12 protein-coding genes are annotated in these 16,289 nt (G+C 67.5%); 8 read left to right on the forward strand and 4 right to left on the reverse strand.

The genetic code is table 11. From position 1 onward, the window contains the following. The first annotated feature begins 194 nt into the window (after window positions 1-194). Both D5301_RS11530 and pbpC read left to right on the forward strand, forming a co-directional pair. A complete protein-coding gene (locus D5301_RS11530) occupies window positions 195-5,102 on the forward strand; it encodes an alpha-2-macroglobulin (protein WP_153855751.1) in 4,908 nt (1,635 codons plus the stop codon). A 49-nt stretch (window positions 5,103-5,151) separates the two neighbouring features. After that, window positions 5,152-7,533: a penicillin-binding protein 1C gene (pbpC, locus tag D5301_RS11535; RefSeq protein WP_153855752.1), complete on the forward strand. Its 2,382-nt coding sequence runs from the start codon at window positions 5,152-5,154 to the stop codon at window positions 7,531-7,533. Between the two features lie 99 nt (window positions 7,534-7,632). Here pbpC and D5301_RS11540 read toward each other — a convergent pair whose 3' ends face one another. Both D5301_RS11540 and D5301_RS11545 read right to left on the reverse strand, forming a co-directional pair. Next, a complete protein-coding gene (locus tag D5301_RS11540; protein ID WP_110713170.1) occupies window positions 7,633-8,208 on the reverse strand; it encodes a ferritin-like domain-containing protein in 576 nt (191 codons plus the stop codon). Between the two features lie 28 nt (window positions 8,209-8,236). After that, window positions 8,237-8,719 carry a peroxiredoxin gene (locus D5301_RS11545; protein WP_110713168.1) on the reverse strand — a complete coding sequence of 161 codons (483 nt, stop codon included), beginning with the start codon at window positions 8,717-8,719 and terminating at the stop codon, window positions 8,237-8,239. A gap of 261 nt (window positions 8,720-8,980) precedes the next feature. Here D5301_RS11545 and D5301_RS11550 point away from each other — a divergent pair, with 261 nt between their 5' ends. Next, window positions 8,981-9,871 (forward strand): DnaJ C-terminal domain-containing protein, encoded by an 891-nt coding sequence (locus D5301_RS11550; protein WP_153855753.1) that lies wholly within the window; start codon window positions 8,981-8,983, stop codon window positions 9,869-9,871. Between the two features lie 88 nt (window positions 9,872-9,959). On the opposite strand, the gene pilH is transcribed toward D5301_RS11550, so the two are convergent. Then, window positions 9,960-10,331, reverse strand: coding sequence for a twitching motility response regulator PilH (gene pilH / locus D5301_RS11555; RefSeq protein WP_005410644.1), 372 nt, complete (start codon window positions 10,329-10,331; stop codon window positions 9,960-9,962). 88 nt (window positions 10,332-10,419) lie between these two features. Further along, the gene (locus tag D5301_RS11560) at window positions 10,420-11,415 is read right to left on the reverse strand and encodes a YhdH/YhfP family quinone oxidoreductase (RefSeq protein ID WP_153855754.1); all 996 of its coding nucleotides are present in this window, start codon (window positions 11,413-11,415) and stop codon (window positions 10,420-10,422) included. Between the two features lie 153 nt (window positions 11,416-11,568). Between D5301_RS11560 and hflK the strand changes: the two genes are divergently transcribed. From hflK to D5301_RS11585, 5 genes are all read left to right on the forward strand, one after another. Further along, window positions 11,569-12,702, forward strand: coding sequence for an FtsH protease activity modulator HflK (gene hflK, locus D5301_RS11565; RefSeq protein WP_049401370.1), 1,134 nt, complete (start codon window positions 11,569-11,571; stop codon window positions 12,700-12,702). Then, window positions 12,699-13,562 carry a protease modulator HflC gene (locus tag D5301_RS11570; RefSeq protein WP_088026795.1) on the forward strand — a complete coding sequence of 288 codons (864 nt, stop codon included), beginning with the start codon at window positions 12,699-12,701 and terminating at the stop codon, window positions 13,560-13,562. The genes hflK and D5301_RS11570 overlap by 4 nt, the downstream gene beginning before the upstream one ends. A gap of 67 nt (window positions 13,563-13,629) precedes the next feature. Beyond that, the gene (locus D5301_RS11575; RefSeq protein WP_005410640.1) at window positions 13,630-13,815 is read left to right on the forward strand and encodes a DUF2065 family protein; all 186 of its coding nucleotides are present in this window, start codon (window positions 13,630-13,632) and stop codon (window positions 13,813-13,815) included. A 325-nt stretch (window positions 13,816-14,140) separates the two neighbouring features. Beyond that, window positions 14,141-15,433: an adenylosuccinate synthase gene (locus D5301_RS11580; protein WP_006463282.1), complete on the forward strand. Its 1,293-nt coding sequence runs from the start codon at window positions 14,141-14,143 to the stop codon at window positions 15,431-15,433. A gap of 117 nt (window positions 15,434-15,550) precedes the next feature. Continuing rightward, window positions 15,551-16,189 carry a hypothetical protein gene (locus D5301_RS11585; protein ID WP_324187311.1) on the forward strand — a complete coding sequence of 213 codons (639 nt, stop codon included), beginning with the start codon at window positions 15,551-15,553 and terminating at the stop codon, window positions 16,187-16,189. Window positions 16,190-16,289: the final 100 nt, after the last annotated feature.

A 16,289-nucleotide genomic window follows, 5' to 3' on the forward strand; every position in this document is an offset into this window, starting at 1 on the left:
TGCCGGGCACGTAGCTGCACCTGCTTTGGTAGGTGCCAACCTTGGTTGGCACGGCCGACGCCAACCACGGTTGGCGACTACCGATCCCGCCGGCCGGCGGCCGGTGCTACCCGCGCCCGGAGCAATTGCCGAATTCGCGTCAACACCTTGACGCAGCCCGCCTATAATGGCCACCTCGATCAAGGAGTGACGACATGAGCGGTCCGGCACGGCGGAAGCGGTGGGGATGGGCGGCGGCTGTACTGGCAGGAGGCCTGTTGCTGGGCCTGGCCGGCTGCCGCAACGACAGCGGGCAGCTGCCCAAGACCAGCGGTGAAGCGATCACCACCAAGGCCGAGCAGGTGAAGGAATTCACCCTGCTGCGCGCCTACCCGGACCAGAAGAATGACGGCCTGTCGCTGGCGCTGGAGTTCTCGCGCCCGCTGGTCGGCACCCAGGATTTCGACAAGCTGGTGCGCTTCGAAGAGAAGGTCGGCACCGACGACAGCAGCTGGACGCTGTCCGATGACGGCCTGACCCTGCGTTACCCGTTCGTCGAGGCTGGCAAGGAGTTCAGCCTGGTGGTCTCGGCCGACCTGCTCGCCGCCGATGGCAGCCGCCTGGGCAAGGAACTGAAGCAGAAGGTGTTCAGCGGCGAGCTGAAGCCGGTGGTCGGTTTCGCGTCACAGGGCAGCGTGCTGCCGGCCAAGGACAGCCGAGGCCTGCCGGTGGTCTCGGTGAACGTGCCCGAGGTCGACGTCGAGTTCCTGCGCGTGCGCGAGAAGGACCTGCCGACCTTCTTCAGCCAGTACCAGCGCGGCGGCCGCCGTGGCAGCTGGGAGCTGAGCAGCGACTACGAGCGCAGCCCGATCAACAAGCTGGCCGAGCCGGTCTACGTCAACCGCTTCATCCTGGGGGGCAAGAAGAACGAGCGGGTGCTGACCTACCTGCCGACCCAGGACATCAAGGAACTGCAGGAGCCGGGCCTGTACTTCGCCCTGCTCAAGCGCACCGGTGACTATGAAGGCGAGTTTGACACCGCGTTCTTCTCGGTCAGCGACATCGGCCTGCATACCCGTGCCTACAAGGACAAGCTGTTCGTACATACCGCCGGCCTCAAGGACGGTGCGCCGCTGAAGAACATCGACCTGCGCGTGCTGGATGCCAAGGGCGAGGTGGTGCTCAAGGGCAGCACCGACGGCAATGGCAATGCGCTGCTGAACTACACCCTGGATGCCACCCACGTGCTGGTCGCCAGCAGCGGCAAGGACACCAGCTTCCTGCCGTTCAACCAGCCGGCGCTGGACCTGAGCGAATTCGCCGTGGCCGGCCGTGACAACGCCTGGTTCGACGTCTATGCCTGGTCCGGGCGCGACCTGTATCGCCCGGGCGAAACCGTGCGCCTGTCCGCGCTGCTGCGCGACAACGACGGCAAGCCGGTCAAGGCTCAGCCGGTGTTCCTGCGCCTGAAGCAGCCCGATGGCAAGACCTTCCGCGAGACTCGCCTGCAGCCGGGCGAGCAGGGCTACATCAACTTCGAGCAGGTGATCCCCGCCGAGGCGCCGACCGGGCGCTGGCAGGTCGAGTTCCGCACCGATCCGGCCAGCAAGGAAGCGATCCAGGGCATGACCCTGCGCATCGAAGAGTTCCTGCCCGAGCGCATGAAGCTTGACCTGGACAGCGCGCAGAAGACGCTGAAGCCGGGTGAGGACCTGCGCCTGCAGGCCAATGGCGCCTATCTGTATGGCGCGCCGGCCGATGGCAACCGTTTCACCGCGCGCATGGCGGTGGCCGCCGAGCAGAAGCCGGTGGACGGCCTGCCGGGCTATTTCTTCGGTGACCCGACCCTGCAGCTGCCGCGCGAGGCCAAGGACGTGATCGATACCACGCTGCCGGCCAATGGCCAGCTGCGTGAGGACGTTGCGTTGCCGGAAGAGGCGGCCAAGGCCAAGGCACCGATCGCCGTGGTGCTGTCCGGCAGCCTGTATGAAACCGGTGGCCGCACGGTCACCCGTACCCTGAAGCGGGTGATGTGGCCGGCCAATGCGCTGGTCGGCGTGCGCCCGCTGTTCAACCCCGAGGACGGCGCCGATTCCAACGGCAATGCGCGCTTCGAACTGATGCGTGTGGATGCCGCCGGTGCGCCGCAGCCGGCCAAGGGTTTGAAGATCACCCTGGTGCGCGAACTGCGCGACTACCACTGGACTTTCAACGACAACCGCTGGGACTACGACTACACCCGCCGCTTCGAGAACAAGGAAACCCGCACCGTCGATGCCGGCAGCAGCGCGGTCGCCTTCGACTTCCCGGTGGAGTGGGGTGAGTACCGGGTGGACGTGTTCGATCCGTCCACCGGCCTGACCAGCCGCTACCCGTTCCGCGCCGGCTGGAGCTGGGGCGACGACAACCGCGGCCTGGACGCGCGCCCGGACAAGGTCAAGCTGGGCCTGGACAAGACCGGCTACAAGGCCGGTGACACCCTGGAAGTGACGGTGACCCCGCCGCATGCCGGCAAGGGCATCCTGATGGTCGAGACCGACCGCATGCTGTACGTGCAGGACATCGAGGCCAAGCCGGGTTCGACCTTCAAGATTCCGGTCACCGCCGACTGGGAACGCCACGACGTCTATATCACCGCGCTGGTGTTCCGTGGCGGCAGTGCGCCGAGCAAGATCACCCCGGCCCGTGCCGTGGGCGTGGTGCACGTGCCGATGGACCGCAAGGGCCGCACCGTGGCCGTCGGCCTGGCTGCGCCCAAGCAGATGCGCCCGGAGCAGGACCTGCCGGTGACGGTCAGCGCACCGCAGCTGGCCGGCAAGATGGCGCACGTCACCGTCTCGGCGGTGGACGTGGGCATCCTCAACATCACCCGCTTCCCGGTGCCCGATGCCGGTGCGCACTTCTTCGCCCAGCGTCGCCTCGGCATCGATGCCTACGACATCTACAGCCGGGTGATCGAGAGCTTTGATGGCGGTGCCGGCAAGCTGAAGTTCGGTGGCGACATGGCGCTGCAGGCGTTGCCGCAGGCCAAGCGCCCGACCGCGCGCGTGCAGACCGTGGACCTGTTCTCCGGCCCGGTGCAGCTCGACGCCAAGGGCATCGCCCGGATCCGCCTGAAGGTGCCGGACTTCAACGGTACCCTGCGCGTGTCGGCGTTGGTCTACAGCGATGACCAGTACGGCAAGCGCGATGTGGAAACCATCGTGCGCGCGCCGATCCTGGCCGAAGCCAGCATGCCACGCGTACTCGCCCCGGGCGACCGCAGCACGGTGACCCTGGACGTGCAGAACTTCACCGGCAAGCCGGGCCAGTTCACCGTGAAGGTGGAAAGCGAAGGCCCGTTGAACCTGGGCGAGGGCAGCCGCAGCGTGCAGTTGAATGCCGATGCCAAGACCACGCTGAGCTTCCCGCTGTCGGCGCGCGAGGGCCACAGCGTGGCCAAGGTGCGGGTGCGGGCGGACGGCAACGGCTTCAAGGCCGATCGCCGCTACGACCTGCCGGTGCGTGCGGCGTGGCCGCAGGTATTGCGTTCGCAGGTGCGTACGCTGGATCCGCTGGCCGCGGTCAGCCTCGACAACAGCCTGACCGATGGCCTGATGTCCGAGTCGGTGAATGCTCGCCTGCTGGTCAGTCCGCTGCCGCCGATTCCGTTCGCCAGTGCACTGCAGGGCGCGCTGAACTACCCGTATGGCTGTGCCGAGCAGACCACCAGCAAGGGCTACGCTGCGTTGATCCTGGACCAGGCGACGTCGTCAATGCTCGGTGCCGACGGGCTGGATGCCAAGACCCGTCGCGAGCGCATGGAAGGTGCGTTTGGCCGCCTGGCGTCGATGCAGGTGGCCAATGGCAACTTCTCGATGTGGGGTGACGACGGCTACGTGAACCCGTGGCTGACCCCGTACATCACCGAGTTCCTGCTCGACGCGAAGGACGCCGGTTTCGCGGTGCCCGACAACGTGCTGCAGAAGGCGCTCAACCGTCTCAGCGAGGATCTGCTGTCCGGCGGCAACCAGTTCTACGGCCAGGACGACCGCGAGAAGCTGAAGTTCGCCAACCAGGCCTATTCGGGCTACGTGCTGGCCCGGGTCAACCGCGCTCCGCTGGGGACGCTGCGCACGCTGTATGACAACGAGCGCAGCAAGGCGGTCGGCGGCCTGTCGCTGGTCCATCTGGGCGTGGCGCTGTCGCTGCAGGGCGATGCCAAGCGTGGCCAGGCGGCATTGGCCGCCGCCTTCGCCAAGTCCAGCAGCGAACGCCCGTCGTACTTCGGCGACTACGGCAGTGCGATCCGTGATGACGCGCTGATGATCGCGCTGACCCACGAAAACAAGCTGGCCAAGCCAGCCTGGGATGCACGTGCGGTTGACCTCGGCCGTGGCCTGGATGCGCGCCGCAATGCCGGCTGGATGTGGCTGAGCACGCAGGAACAGGTAGCGATTGCCCGCCTTGGCAAGGCACTGGCCGCCAACCAGAAGGCGCTGGTGGCCGGTGAACTGGTGATCGGCGGCACGACCGAAGCGATCGGCGAGCGCAAGCTGTTCGGCCGCAACTTCAGCGCCAGCGAGCTGGCCAGCGGCGTGCGCTTCACTCCGCAGGGGCAGCCGCCGATGTTCGCCAGCATCGACGTGGCCGGTATCCCGCGCAGCGCGCCGGCACCGGATAACAGCGTGCTGGGCGTCGAGCGCAGCTACTACGGCACCGATGGCAAACCGTGGTCGCCGCGTCCGCTGAAGGAGGGCGAAGCCCTGATCGTGCGGGTCACCGTTACCGCCGACACCACGATGCCCGATGCATTGCTGACCGACCTGTTGCCGGCCGGCCTGGAGATCGAGAACTTCAATCTGGGCGACGCCAAGCAGTGGGCCGATGTGGTGGTTGATGGCATCACCATCAGCGACCGCGGTGAAGCCGCCGACACCAAGCATGAGGAGTTCCGCGACGACCGCTATGTGGCCGCGCTGAAGCTCTCGCGTGGCAGCAAGGCCAACGTGTTCTATCTGGTGCGTGCGGTGACCCCGGGTACCTACTCGGTGCCGCCGCCGCTGGTGGAGGACATGTACCGGCCGCAGCTGCGCGGCGTCGGCCGCAGCAACCCGACCACGATCACGGTGGTACAGCCGTGACCGCGCGGACGGGCCGCGACGGCGCGGCCCGTCCTGCTGGCAACCCGCAATGAAGAACACGATGACGACCCGGCTGGCGGCCCTGCGCCGCGGGCTGCGGCCGCTGTGGCCGTGGCTGCGCTGGGGCACGGCGGGTCTGTTGGCACTGCTGCTGGTGCTGGATTTCGCCTTCCCGCCGCCGCTGCCGAAGCAGCGCGATACCAGCACCCTGGTGGTGGCTGCAGACGGCACACCGCTGCGTGCGTTCGCCGACGCCGAGGGCGTGTGGCGCTATCCGGCATCGATCGACAGCGTCTCGCCGCTGTACCTGCAGGCGCTGCTGACCTACGAAGACCGCTGGTTCTGGCGCCATCCGGGCATCAATCCGCTGGCGATCCTGCGTGCCAGCGGCCAGCTGCTGCGCGGCGGTCGCATCGTGTCCGGTGGCTCGACCCTGACCATGCAGGTCGCGCGCATCCTCGACCCGCATACGCGCACGCCCTGGGGAAAGCTCAAGCAGATGCTGCGCGCGGTACAGCTGGAAGTGCATCTGAGCAAGCCGCAGATCCTGGCCCTGTATCTGGAGCGCGCGCCGTACGGCGGCACCATTGAAGGCGTGGAAGCCGCCAGCTGGGCCTATCTGGGCAAGCCGGCGGCGCAACTGTCGCATGCCGAGGCCGCGCTGCTGGCGGTGCTGCCGCAGGCGCCGAGCCGGCTGCGCCCGGACCGCCACCCGGAAGCGGCACAGAAGGCGCGCGACAAGGTGCTGTCACGCATGGCCGAGCTGGGCGCGTGGACAGCGGACGAGGTGGAGGACGCGCGCATCGAGAACGTGGTCGCGCGCTCGCTGCGGCCGCCGTTGCATGCCGCGCTGCTGGCGCAGCGCCTGCATTCGGCGCATCCAGGCCAGGCGCGCATCCAGAGCAGCATCGACATCGGCCTGCAGCGCACGCTGGAAGAACGCGTGGCCAGCTATTTCTCGACGCTGCCCGAGCGCACCTCGGCGGCGTTGCTGGTGGTCGACAACCAGACCCTGCAGGCGCGCGCCTATGTCGGCACGTTGTCCTTCGGTGACCGCCAGCGCCTCGGTCACGTCGACATGGTGCAGGCATGGCGCTCGCCGGGCTCCACGCTCAAGCCGTTCCTGTATGCGATGGCGCTGGACGATGGCCTGATCCATTCGGAAAGCCTGCTGGTCGATGCGCCGCAGAGTTTCGGCAGCTACCGGCCCGGCAACTTCGACATGGCCTTCAATGGGCCGATTGGTGCCTCCAGCGCATTGCGGCTGTCGCTCAACGTGCCCTCGGTGGACCTGCTGCAGCGGGTCGGTCCGGCGCGCTTCGCCGCACGCCTGTCGCACTCCGGCATCCAGCTGCGCTTCCCGCCGGGCAGCACGCCCAACCTGTCGCTGATCCTGGGCGGCACCGGTGCGCGGCTGGAAGATCTGGTGGGTGCGTTCGCAGCGCTCAACCGCAACGGCATCGCCGGGCGCGTGCGCTACACCGATGACGAACCGATGATCGAGCGGCGCCTGGCCTCGCCGGGCGCCAGCTGGATCGTGCGCGAGATGCTGGAATCGAACCCTCGCCCGGGCTACAGCGTCGGCACCTTCGATGTCGGTGGACGCCCGCGCGTGGCGTGGAAGACCGGCACCAGTTACGGGTACCGCGATGCGTGGGCAATCGGCAGCACGCGCCACTACACCGTGGGCGTGTGGGTGGGCCGGCCGGACGGCACACCGCTACCGGGCCAGTACGGCGCGGTGACCGCGCTGCCGCTGATGTTCGAAGTGGTGGACAGCCTGCCGCGCCAGCGCGGCGATTCGGCTGCTGCACCGATGCCGGCCAGTGTCAGCCAGGAAGACATCTGCTGGCCGACCGGTGAACGCGCCGAAGGCCTGCCGACGGCACTGTGCCAGCGGCGGATGTCGGCCTATCTGCTGGACGGCGCGGCACCACCGACCTTCCCCGAGCGCGAGGCGCGGCGCTGGCAACCGGGCCGGCAGCGTTACCTGGCTGATGCGCACACCGGTCTGCGTGTATCGGCCGATTGCCGCAATCCACATGAGGAAGTAGCGCGCGAGATCGCGCGCTGGCCGGCGTTGTTGTCGCCGTGGTTGCCCAAGGCCACGCGCGCTGCCTCGCAGTTGCCGGCGTTGTCGCCAGACTGCCGCGACGATGGGCGCGAAGCCAGTGTGGCGCTGCATGTGGACGGGCTCAACGACGGCGCCACGCTGGCGCGTGCACCCAATGCCGAACATGGCGTGCGCCTGCAGCTGCGCGCGCTGGGCAGCGAACAGGCGGTGGACTGGTTGCTGGATGGACGCTGGATCGCACAGACCCACGGCGCGCAGTTGATGCAGCGCGAATTCGCCGAGCCGGGCGCACACACCCTGACCGCGCTGGCGACCGACGGCGCGTGGACGCAGGTGCGGTTCAACGTTCTCCGGTAAATGTCCTGCGGTAGGTACCGGGCCCTTGTAGAGTCGAGCCATGCTCGACTGCTTTTCCCCAGTCGAGCATGGCTCGACTCTACAGAGAGCGTTGGGCCGCTATTCCCCGATCCACCCATCCAGCAGGTCGGCGAATTCGTCGGCGTGCTCCTCTTCCTGCGCGAGGATTTCTTCGAGGATGCGCTTGGTGGTGGTATCGCGGTCGCCGATGAAGTTGATCATCTCGCGGTAGCTGTCGATGGCGATGCGTTCGGCGACCAGGTTCTCACGGACCATGTCGCGCAGGTCGCTGCCTTCCTTGTATTCGGCATGCGAACGCGCGGTCAGCGTATCGGGGTTGAAGTCCGGCTCGCCGCCGAGCTGGACGATGCGCTCGGCCAGCTTGCCGGCGTGCGCCTGTTCCTGCTGTGCATGTTCGAGGAATTCGGCTTTCACCGCGTCGGCCAGCATGCCCTTGGCCATGAAATAGTGCCGGTAGTAGCGCAGCACGCATACGTACTCGGTGGCCAACGCATCGTTGAGCAGCTTGATCACCACCTTGCGGTCGGCGCTGTAGCTGTCGGTGATCGCACCGTCCTCGATGTTGCGTCGTGCACGCTCGCGCAGCGTCTTGCGATCGCTGATGCCGGGTACCTTGGCGGCAGATCTGGGAGCTTTGGCTGGCTTGCTGGACATGGCTGGCCGTTTCCTCTGCGGTGGAAGATCAGGTGGGCAGGTGGTCCAGCACGTACTCGGCCGAAGACACCTCGAACTGGCCGGGCTGTTCGATCCAGGCCGCGCGTACCACGCCATCCACCACGTACAGGGCGAAGCGGCGTGAGCGGATGCCCATGCCCGAGGCGCTGGCGTCGAGCTCCAGGCCGAGCGCGCGGGTCAGTTCGGCATTGCCGTCGGAGAGCATCAGCAGGCCGTCCGGCACGCTCTGGTCGGCGGCCCAGGCCTTCATCACGAACGGGTCGTTGACGGCCATGCAGTAGACGTCGATGCCGCGCTGGCGGAATGCCTGGAACTTCTCGACGTAGCCGGGCAGGTGGCGCGCCGAGCAGGTCGGGGTGAACGCGCCGGGCACGGCGAACAGCACCACCTTGCGTGCGTCGAACAGCGAGTGCGTATCGAGCGTTTCGATGCCCTCGCGGATGCGCTTGAGGGTCACTTCCGGAATGCGGTCGCCGACATGGATGGTCATGGGGAACTCCTTGCTGGGGCAGGCTAGTGGGCCGGATGGGACAGGGGCGTCAAGACATTGGAAACCCGGTGTGCAGGCCCCATCTTCAGGCTTTGTGGCAGGGGCTTCCAGCCACAGCGTGGCGCATGGGGATGGCAGCCGCATTGCGCAGGATCAGTCGGCCTCACCGGGGCCGCACGAGGGGCGGCGTAGCATCGCCGGCGCGTAGAATGAACCCGGGGCGGCGCCACCGGCGCGGCCGAAGCAGATCGAGGTAGCTGGATGGAATTCAAGGATTACTACGCCACCCTGGGGGTGGAACCGAGCGCGGGCGAGGCGGAGATCAAGACCGCCTACCGCCGGCTGGCACGCAAGTACCACCCGGACGTCAGCAAGGAGGCCGGGGCGGAAGACAAGTTCAAGGCGGTCAACGAGGCCTACGAGGCGCTGCGCGACCCCGAAAAGCGGGCGGCGTATGACCAGCTGCGCGCGCAGGGCTATCGCCCGGGCGAGGAGTTCAACGTACCGCCGAACTACGGCGGCGCCGGCGGCTTCAATTTCGAGGAAGTGTTCGGCGGTGGCGGCCCCAATGGCGGCTTCAGCGACTTCTTCGAGAGCCTGTTCGCGCGCCAGCGCGGTGGTGGAGCCGGTCCGGGGCCGGGCTTCAGCAGCCAGGGCCACGCGCCCAACCGCGACACCCGCGCCAAGCTGTCGGTTCCGCTGGAAGCGGCCTACAGCGGCGACAGCCTGCGCATCACCGTCAACGGCAAGCAGCTGGACGTGCGCGTGCCCAAGGGCATCCGCCCAGGCCAGGTGATCCGACTGGCCGGGCAGGGCAACCAGGGCGGCAACCTGCTGCTGGAAGTGGAGTACGCCGCCCACCCGCAGTTCGAGGTCGACGGCCGCAACATCCTCTACACGCTGCCCGTCACGCCGTGGCAGGCCGCGCTGGGCACCAGCATCAGCGTGCCGACCCTGGGCGGAGCAGTGGAGCTGAAGATCCCGGCCGATTCCGATGCCGGCCGCAAGCTGCGCCTGCGTGGCCGTGGCCTGCCGGGCAATCCGGAGGGCGACCAGATCGTCGAGATCGAGATCGTGGCCCCGGCCGCGACCGACGAGGCGCAGAAGAAGGCCTACCGGAACCTGGCCAAGGCCTTCGGCGAGACCATTTGAAGGTAGTGCCGGCCGCTGGCCGGCAACTTCATTGCCCGGGACGGTGATGCGTGGTTGCCGGCCAGCGGCCGGCACTACCGCGCGTGTCTCAGCCCTGCCCGGCGAACACCCGTTCCAGCACCTCGGACAGTTCGTCTTCCGAGAACGGCTTGGTGATGTAGGCCTTGGCGCCCTGGCGCATGCCCCACATGCGGTCGGTGTCCTGGTCCTTGGTGGTCACCAGGATCACCGGAATATGCCGGGTCGCCTCGTCGCGGGCGAGGGTACGGGTGGCCTGGAAGCCATTGAGGTTGGGCATCACCACGTCCATCAGGACCAGGTCGGGCAGCTCGGCCTTGGCGGTTTCGACCCCGGCGGCGCCATCGGTGGCGGTCAGGATCTGGTGCCCGAGCTTCTCGACGATGCGCTGTATCCCCAACAGCTGCGACGGTGAGTCGTCGACGATCAGAATGCGTGCCATGTTGTTCCCCATGTAATGCCCGCAGTGTAGTGCGGGCACATTACTGGCGGGAGGGGCGCATCTGCCGTCCGTCGCCTGCCTGCGACGTTCAGTCGATCCGCACCACGGTACGGCCCAGCGAACCACCCACCAGCATCCGTTCGAATACGGCAGGAAGGCCATCAAGGCCGACTTCGGCGGTGCAGATGCGGTCCAGCTGCTGCGGCTTCCAGTCACTGCCCAGCCGCGTCCACACTTCTTCGCGCAGCCCGCGCGGTGCATTGGCCGAGGACACGCCCAGCAGTGACACGCCGCGCAGGATGAACGGCATCACCGTCATATCCAGCGTCGGACTGGCGGCCAGACCGGCACTGACCACGCTGCCGTAGGGCACCGTCTGTGCCAGCAGGCTGGCAAGCATGTCGCCTCCGGCATTGTCGAGGCCCCCGCCGAAGCGGGCCGACTGCAGTGGGCCGGTGTCGGACAGTGCCTCGCGCGGCAGTACTTCGCTGGCGCCGATGTCGTGCAGGAAACCGGTCTGTTCGGGTTTGCCGCTGACCGCGTGCACCGTGTAGCCGGCGCGGCTGAAGATCGACAGCGCCAGCGCGCCCACACCACCGCTGGCGCCGGTGACCGCCAGTGGGCCGAGCTCCGATGTCTGCCGGTTGTCCTGCAGGCGCAGCAGCGCCAGCGCCGCCGTGAAGCCGGCGGTGCCCAGCACCATTGCCTCGCGGGCACTCAGCCCGGCCGGCAGCGCGATCACCGCGCTCGATTCCAGCCGCACATACTGGCTGTAGCCGCCGTCGCGGGTTTCGCTGAGGCCGCAGCCGGTGGCCAGTACCGCATCGCCTTCACGCCAGGCCGGGTCGGTGGATGCCACCACGGTGCCGGCCACATCGATTCCGCCGACCAGCGGGAAGCGGCGCAGGATCCTGCCCTTGCCGGTGCCCGCCAGCGCGTCCTTGTAGTTGACCGAAGACCAGTGGGCGCGGATCAGTACCTGGCCGGGGTTGAGGTCGTCGACATTGAGCTGGGCCAGGCCGCTGCGGTAGCCGGCGTCGTCGTTTTCGATGCGGAAGGCGGTGAACGGGGTGGTGGGGGCCATCGGCGTTGCCTGACTTCGAGGAAAACGCCACCTTACCCCGTTGCCCCCCTTTCGATCCTGCCGATCCGCCCCATCTTGTATGATCGGTGATGGTTTCACGGCTGGTGGTGCGGGAAGGGCCCGCGCCGCAGCCCAAATCTTGATGGAGCGTGCATGGCCTGGAATACACCCGGCGGCAACAAGGGCGGACAAGGCCCCGAGGACAATCGACGCGGGCCGTTCGGGTCGCGCGGCGGTGGCAATGGTGGTGGCTGGGGCGGACTGCCCGGGCCGCTGAAGGACCTGTTCGACGGCGGCATCATGCGTTGGGTGGTGGCGGCTGTCGTGTTGCTGGTGCTGTTCTCCAGCTTCCAGCTGATCGGCGAACAGCAGCGTGGCGTGGTGCTGCGCTTCGGCCAGTTCTCGCGCATCCTGCAGCCCGGCCCGAACTTCAAGCTGCCGTGGCCGATCGAATCGGTCACCAAGGTCAATGCCACCGAGATCAAGACCTTCTCGATCCAGGTGCCGGTGCTGACCCGCGACGAGAACATCGTCAACGTCTCGCTGAACGTCCAGTACCGCATCGACGACCCGCAGCAGTACCTGTTCGGCACGGTCGATGCCAACCAGGTGCTGGAGCAGTCGGCGCAGAGCGCGGTGCGCGAGGAAGTCGGCCGTGCCGACCTCAACGCGGTGCTGAACAACCGTGGCCCGCTGGCCGTGGCCGCCGAGGAGCGCCTGCAGGCACTGCTGAAGGCGTTCAAGACCGGCCTGACCGTGACCGGCCTGACCCTGCAGGACGCCCGTCCGCCGGAAGAAGTGAAGCCGGCCTTCGACGAGGTCAACGGTGCCCAGCAGGTCAAGGAACGCCTGATCAACGAAGCCCAGGCCTACGCCGCCAAGGTCGTGCCGGAAGCCCGAGGCCAGGCCTCGCGCGCCCGTACCACCGCCGAAGGCTACAAGCAGGCCGTGGTCTCCAAGGCCGAGGGTGACGCGCAGCGCTTCAGCCTGTTGCAGGCCCAGTACAAGGACGCCCCGGAAGTGACCCGCAAGCGCCTGTGGCTGGAGACCGTGCAGCAGGTGCTGAGCGAGAACCGCAAGGTGATCGGTGGCGATGGCCGCCAGCTGATCTACGTGCCGATGACCGGCGATACCCGTCCCACCACCTCGGCGCCGCCGGGAGTGACCAATCCTGAGGTGGTGATGCCGTCGCTGCCGGGTGCAGCGGCGGAAGCTTCCCGTGATCCGGGCCGGCCGGTGGGCCGCCCGACCGGGCGACCGAGCGGCCGTGAGGAGGGCAGCCGATGAAGAGTCCTATCTGGATCGCCGTGATCGTGGCGGTGGTGCTGGGCCTGCTTGGCTCGGTGTACGTGGTCCGCGAGGACCAGACCGCCATGGTGCTGAACCTGGGCAAGGTGGTGCGTTCGGACATCAAGCCGGGCCTGCACTTCAAGGTGCCGGTGGTGGAAACGGTGAAGGTCTTCGACCGCCGCTTCCAGGTGCTCGACACCGCCCCGGCGCGTTACTTCACCGCCGAGCAGAAGGACGTCAGCGTCGACTTCTTCGCCATCGGCTACATCTCCAACGTGGGTGACTACTTCCGTGCCACCGGCGGCGATCCGCGTATCGCCAATGCCCGCCTGGCGCCGATCATCACCGACTCGCTGCGCAACCAGATCAACTCGCGCACCCTGCAGCAGCTGGTGTCCGGCGACCGCAGCGAGCTGATCGCCGAGCAGCTGAAGGGGATCAACGAAGCGGTGGCCGGCCTCGGCATGCAGATGATCGACCTGCGCATCAAGCAGGTGGACCTGCCGACCGACAGTCAGGTGATCAATGACGTGTACGAGCGCATGCGTGCGCAGCGCAAGCAGGAAGCGGCCAAGCTGCGTGCGGAGGGCGAGGAGCAGTCGCTGACCATCCGCGCCCAGGCTGACCGTGACAGCACCGTGCTGATCGCCGAAGCCGAGCGTGATGCACAGCGCCTGCGCGGTGAAGGCGATGCCGATGCGGCGCGCATCTACGGCAAGGCCGGCTCGGCCGACCCGTCGTTCTATGCGTTCTACCGCAGCCTGGAGGCCTACCGTGGCTCCATGAGCGACGGCAACGGCGTGATCGTGCTCGACAAGAACGACCCGTTCCTGCAGTACCTGAAGAACGACCGCTGAGGTCGCAGGGCAGTACCCCACGGGGCCCGGCCAGATGCCGGGCCCCGTGCTTTTTCCGGAGTCCCCCATGAAAGATCTGTTCGCCGCCGTCTGCCTGGTGGCGGTGCTGGAAGGCCTGTTCCTGTTCGTCGCCCCGTTCGCCTGGAAGCGCATGGCCGAGCGCCTGCTGGACCTGCCCAGCCCGGCCCTGCGCAGCTTCGGCGGGCTGGTGCTGCTGGCCGGCCTGAGCCTGCTGTGGTGGGCCCGGCATTGAAAGGGTCGTGCCTGACCGGCCGGTACATGCGTGGCGCGGCTCTGGTAGATGCCAACCTTGGTTGGCATTGCCGGCCAGCGGCCGGCACGACCGGGCGGGGCGCCTGACCGGCCGGTGAAGCCGTCCGTCGGAAAGGTGGCACCCGACCCCGGAAACCCGGATAATGCACAAAAGCCGGACGGGCCTCCCCGTTCGGCTTTTTCCGTGTCTGGGCCTTCCATCGCCGGCTGCTCCCCGTTTGGAGCCGCCTTCCAGGTGCTGGCCAGCCCCGCCACGGTTCAACCGTCCGCGGCCCCGATGGCCGCAACAAATCGAGGAGCCCGTCATGGGTCAGTCTGTCGTAGTGTTGGGTGCCCAGTGGGGCGATGAAGGCAAGGGCAAGATCGTCGATCTGCTCACTGAGGAAATCGGCGCCGTCGTGCGCTTCCAGGGCGGCCACAATGCCGGCCACACCCTGGTCATCAACGGTAAGAAGACCGTCCTGCACCTGATCCCGTCGGGCATCCTGCGTGACGATGCGCTGTGCCTGATCGGCAACGGCGTGGTGATCTCGCCGGCCGCGCTGCAGAAGGAAATCGCCGAGCTGGAAGCCTCCGGCGTGGAAGTGCGTTCGCGCCTGAAGATCTCCCCGGCCGCGCCGCTGATCATGCCGTACCACATCGCCCTGGACCAGGCGCGCGAGCGCGCTGCCGGCGGCAAGGCGATCGGCACCACCGGCCGTGGCATCGGCCCGGCCTACGAAGACAAGGTGGCACGTCGTGGTATCCGCATCGCCGACCTGCATTACCCGAAGCAGCTGGAAGAACTCCTGCGCACTGCGCTGGATTACCACAACTTCGTGCTGACCAAGTATCTGAACACCGATGCGGTCGATTTCCAGAAGACCTTCGACGAAGCGCTGGCCTTCGGCGAATACGTGCAGCCGATGAAGTCCGACGTGGCCGGCATCCTGCACGACCTGCGCAAGCAGGGTAAGCGGGTGCTGTTCGAAGGCGCGCAGGGTGCGCTGCTGGACATCGACCACGGCACCTACCCTTACGTCACCAGCTCCAACACCACTGTTGGTGGTGCGCTGGCCGGTTCCGGCGTCGGCGCCGATTCGATCGACTACGTGCTGGGCATCGCCAAGGCCTACGCCACCCGCGTCGGCGGCGGCCCGTTCCCGACCGAGCTGGACGACGAAGTCGGCCAGGGCATCCGTGACCGCGGTGCCGAGTACGGTGCCTCGACCGGCCGTCCGCGTCGTTGCGGCTGGATGGACATTGTCGCGCTGAAGCGTGCCGTGGCCATCAACGGCATCAGCGGCCTGTGCATCACCAAGCTGGACGTGCTGGATGGCATGGAAAAGCTGAAGGTCTGCATTGCGTACGAATACAACGGCAAGCGCACCGAATACGCGCCGCTGGACGCGCAGGGCTGGGAAGACTGCACCCCGGTGTACCTGGAGTTCCCGGGCTGGAGCGAGAACACCCACGGCATCACCAACTGGGACGAGCTGCCGCCGGCCGCACGTGCCTACCTGCGTTCGCTGGAAGAGCTGGCCGGTTGCCCGATCAGCATCGTCTCCACCGGCCCGGACCGCGACCACACCATGGTCCTGCAGGATCCGTTCGCCTGAGGTAGCGCCGGGCGCTGCCCGGCGTAGGTGACAGGAAGAGCCCCGCGAAAGCGGGGCTTTTTCGTTACTGTGTCGGCACGGCCAGCAGGGAAGTGACGTGATGACCCGGATGTCAGCGTGAAGGGCGTAACGGTGGTGCGGATCACCCTGTGGGTGCTGTGGAGCCTGTGGGCGCTTGCCTGCGCGGTGCTGGTGCTGGGCGCGATCGCCAACTACATGGCCTCACGCACGCAGGTGCTGCCTCTGGTGCTGAGCCCGGGTGCGACGGCCGAGGTCACGGTCTACCGCTTCATTGATGACCAATTGCGGCTGCGCCTGCGTTACGCGGATGACGGTACTGCCACGGCGATCGACCCTGAGGTGCGCCTGCGCGCGGAAACCCCGACAGATCAAACTGACTTCCGCGCCGAAACGCGTTCGGGCGTGCCGGGCTCCGGCATTACCCGCGCGCTGGAATCGGTTGAGCCTGGTGGATTTGCCGCCTCGTACTTCGGCTATGGCCGGGGGGATGCGCTGCCGCGCGGGCGTTCGTGGCTGCGGGTGACCGTTCTGGAGGTCGAGCCCGCGCTGGCGGGGCGCGTGGCCTCGGTGGAACTGCTGCCACCGATGGACGTGCTGAAGCTGACTGACCTGGACTACGTGTGGCTGTGGCCGTTCTTCTTCTGGAAGGTGGCGGCGTTGTTCCTGCTGATTCCGGGCGCTGCGCTGGCGGTGTTCACCTTCACCCTGCGGCGCTGGCAGAGCCGGGTGCCGTGACCGCCGTGCCATCACCTCTCTGAACCGTACCCGGCCGGATGGCATGGTCGCCATCAAGCCACGCCCGGCAGCGGCCGATAGGGGCGCATCCCCCCGTTTT

The sequence above is a fragment of the Stenotrophomonas sp. MH181796 genome (genome assembly GCF_009659995.1).
Classification (GTDB): domain Bacteria; phylum Pseudomonadota; class Gammaproteobacteria; order Xanthomonadales; family Xanthomonadaceae; genus Stenotrophomonas; species Stenotrophomonas riyadhensis.